General features: G+C 69.4%; 3 protein-coding genes. 2 read left to right on the forward strand and 1 reads right to left on the reverse strand.

Translation table 11 applies throughout. The features are described 5' to 3' along the window. Positions 1-1,671: PQQ-binding-like beta-propeller repeat protein (locus EAO75_RS09700; RefSeq protein WP_147994658.1), on the forward strand; the 1,671-nt coding region annotated here is incomplete at its 5' end. On the opposite strand, the gene EAO75_RS09705 is transcribed toward EAO75_RS09700, so the two are convergent. Next, positions 1,599-1,937, reverse strand: a complete 339-nt coding sequence (locus EAO75_RS09705) for a hypothetical protein (RefSeq protein WP_147994659.1) — start codon at positions 1,935-1,937, stop codon at positions 1,599-1,601. The two genes, EAO75_RS09700 and EAO75_RS09705, sit on opposite strands and share 73 nt — an antisense overlap. On the opposite strand from EAO75_RS09705, the gene EAO75_RS09710 reads away from it, so the two are divergent. Continuing rightward, positions 1,932-3,419, forward strand: a complete 1,488-nt coding sequence (locus EAO75_RS09710) for a PQQ-binding-like beta-propeller repeat protein (protein ID WP_410092221.1) — start codon at positions 1,932-1,934, stop codon at positions 3,417-3,419. The two genes, EAO75_RS09705 and EAO75_RS09710, sit on opposite strands and share 6 nt — an antisense overlap. The last annotated feature ends 216 nt before the right edge of the window (positions 3,420-3,635 follow it).

Below are 3,635 nucleotides of genomic sequence, written 5' to 3' on the forward strand. Positions count from 1 at the left end.
CCCTGCGGCGGCTGGCCCTGCTGCGGGGGCTGCGGCGCCCCGAAGCCCGGCTACGGCTACCCGCAGCAGCCGGGCCAGCCCGCCCAGCCGGGCCCGTACCAGTCCGGCCCGTACACCCAGCCCCCGCAGCAGCCGGGGCCGTACGGCTATCCGCAGCAGCCCGGCCCCTACGGCCAGCAGCCCGCCCCGGGTTACGGCTTCCCGCCGCAGCCGCAGTACCCGGGCGCCCCCGGCACCCCGCCCGGCGGCTCGCGCAACCCCTTCAAGGGCAAGCCCGCCCTCGTCATCGGTGCCGCCGTCGCGGCGCTGGTCGTCATCGGCGGCACCGTGTACGCGGTGACCAGCGGCGACGACAAGAAGGACAAGCCCGTCGCCCAGCAGAGCGACGACCCCAAGGGCTCCGACTCCCCGTCCGACTCCGGCGACAGCGGCGAGGGCGGCGACGACCCGGAGAACCTCAACGACGGCCGCCAGGCGGGCGAGTCGAAGGTGCTCTGGTACAAGCCGGCACCCGACGCGCCCAAGTCCGGCGCCGACGCCCCCGGCATGTGGATCACCGAGAAGACCGCGGTGAAGGCGGCCTACAAGCAGCTCTTCGGCTTCAAGGTGGCCGACGGCGAGGACGCCTGGGACCCGATCGCCTTCCCGCAGAAGATCTGCGCGGTCACCCCGCAGAAGTCCACCAGCGACAAGATCGTCGTCGCGTACATGAGCGGCAGCAGCGACCGCGCCAAGTGCAACCAGCTCCAGCAGGTCGACCTCGACACCGGCGACAAGGGCTGGAAGGGCAGCGTCGCCGACGGCCAGCTCTTCGACAGCACCCTCGACGTCGAACTGTCCATCACCGGCAAGACGCTGCTGGTGGGCCGCTCGCAGTCCGGCACCGCGTACGACATCGACAGCGGCACGAAGCTGTGGGACAAGACGCGGTTCGGCGACAAGTGCTTCCCCGACGCGTTCGCGGGCGGCGACAAGGTGATCGCCGTCGCGTCCTGCGCCGCCTCCAGCAGCAACGAGCACGACGAAATGCAGGAACTCGACCCGGCCACCGGCAAGGCGAAGTGGACCTTCGCGTACGACGAGGGCTGGCGGGTCGCGCGTATCTTCTCCCTCGACCCGCTGGTCGTCTACAGCACCAACGAGGACAAGAAGACGGGGAACATCTCCACGTTCGACTCCTCCGGCAAGTTCCGCTCGCAGGTCGGCGTCAAACTCGAGATCGGCGCCGAGTGCGGCTGGGCCATCCTCCAGCGTGACCTTCAGGGTTGCTCCGGCGTGGTCGCCGACGCCGACACGCTCTACATGCCGACCAAGGCGACCGCCAGGGCCAACGAGATCGTCGCGATCGACCTCGGCAACGGCAAGGAGAAGTGGCGCGTGAAGTCCCCGGCCGAGGAGACGATGCTGCCGATCAAGGTTGAGGACGGCAAGCTCATCGCCTACGTCCAGGCGTCGTACGACGCGGGCGGCCAGGTCGTGTCGATCCCGGTCTCCGGCAGCAGCCACCAGCCGGCGAAGGTGCTCCAGAACCCGGCGAGCGCCGCGGACATCGAGAACGGCTTCTTCTCCAAGGCCTACGACTGGGCTGACGGCCGCTTCTACCTCTCCAGCACCCGGCTGAGCGGCCAGGACGAAGCCAAGGAGAAGCTGATGCTCGCCTTCGGCAAGTGAGGCGTGCGCCGGTTCCGCCCCTCCCMGTCGTAGGCCTTGGAGAAGAAGCCGTTCTCGATGTCCGCGGCGCTCGCCGGGTTCTGGAGCACCTTGCCGCCCTTGTCACCGGACTTCGCGTACCAGACGCCACCGCCGATGATCAGGGCGATCACCACGATGGACGCCGCCACGATGACGGCCAGCCGCAGAACCCCTACGGCCAGCCCCAGAACCCGTACACGCGGCCGCCCGGCTACGGCTACCAGCAGCCGACCGTGCCGGTGCACCCCCAGCCGGGACAGCCCGCAGGCGCAGGACGGTCCAGCTCGCAGCTGGCCGTCATCGTGGCGGCGTCCATCGTGGTGATCGCCCTGATCATCGGCGGTGGCGTCTGGTACGCGAAGTCCGGTGACAAGGGCGGCAAGGACGACACCGCCAGCTCCAGCGGCGGCACCGGCGGCGGGGGCGACGACGCGGGAGGCGGCGGCTTCGACGCCCCCGACGGCACGGAGAAGGTGCCCGGCAACACCGTCGCCCAGGTTCTCTTCCAGGTGCCGTCGCCGGATGTCGACGACGACACCAGCATCGTCGTGTCAGGCTCCTGGCTGACCGACAAGGCGTACGTCAAGACAGGCGTCGCGGAGATCGTCGGCTACGACCCCGACAAGGGCTCCAAGCTGTGGTCGGTCAAGCTGCCCGGCCCGGTCTGCCAGGCCGCCAAGCACATCAGCGAAGACGGCATCACGGCCGTCGCCTTCGAGCCCGCGATGCCGACCAAGGACAAGCCCTCGCACGGCTGCACCCAGGTCGCCGCGATCGACCTGGACGCCGGCAAGAAGCTCTGGACGAAGACCGCCCAGAACGAGGACGGCGTGATCCGCTACGACAACATCACCGTCAGCGGGGGCACCGTCGCGGCCGGCGGCACCAGCGGCGGCGCCGCCTTCGACCTAGAGTCCGGCAAGCCGCTGTGGGTCCCGAAGGCCAACGACAGCTGCTACGACCTCGGGTATGCGGGCGGCCCCAAGATGGTCGCGGTCCGCAAGTGCGGCTCCTACGACCAGCCCCAGCTGAACATCCAGACCATCGACCCGAAGACCGGGAAGGTGATCTCCGAGTACAAGATGGCCGAGGGCGTCGAGTACGCCAGCGTGATCTCCACCGACCCGCTGGTCGTGGCCGCCGAGGCCGGGCAGTCCGAGGACGCCATCGGCATCACGGACGCCTTCTCGATCGACAACAAGACGGGCAAGCTGCGCATCCGCATCTCCGTGCCGGGCGATCAGTACGGGGCCCGCTGCTCCGGCGTCACCACGATCGAGGCGTGCACGGGCGTCGTGGTGGGCAACGACCGGCTCTACGTGGAGACCGAGCAGCACTCCGGCGGCGGCGAGTACGGCCAGACCAACGAGATCGTCGCCTTCGACCTGGCCACCGGCAAGCAGACCGGTCAGCGCGCGGACGCCGGCGACCGGTACACGATCACCCCGCTGCGCATGGACGGCGGCAACGTGATCGCCTACAAGCGTCCCCCGTACGACAAGGGCGGGCAGATCGTCAGCATCGACGGCGGCAGCTTCGAGGAGACAAAACTGCTGGAGAACCCGTCCACGCGCGCGGTGCGGGACGTGGAGATGCGGATGTCGCCGGAGTACTCCGAGATCCTCTACGCGCAGGGGCGGCTGTACATGTCCGCCAAGTTCGCCAGCGAGCTGGGGAGTTCGGACACCCGCAAGTCCCATGTGATCGCGTTCGGCGCGACCGGCTGACGGTCGCCGCCTCCGGTCGTGCGCACGGCCCCGCCCCTGGWCCAGGGGCGGGGCCGTCCGCGTACTGCCTCATCGCCCTCGAATGCGCGGAAAGCCAGAAAATCCGCCGTTCCGGGGCACTTCTCGCCGGTAGGGGGAGCGCAACGTCGAACGCGATCACATGGGACTTGCGGGTGTCCGAACTCCCCAGCTCGCTGGCGAACTTGGCGGACATGT

The organism is Streptomyces sp. UW30 (genome assembly GCF_008042075.1).
Lineage (GTDB): Bacteria > Actinomycetota > Actinomycetes > Streptomycetales > Streptomycetaceae > Streptomyces.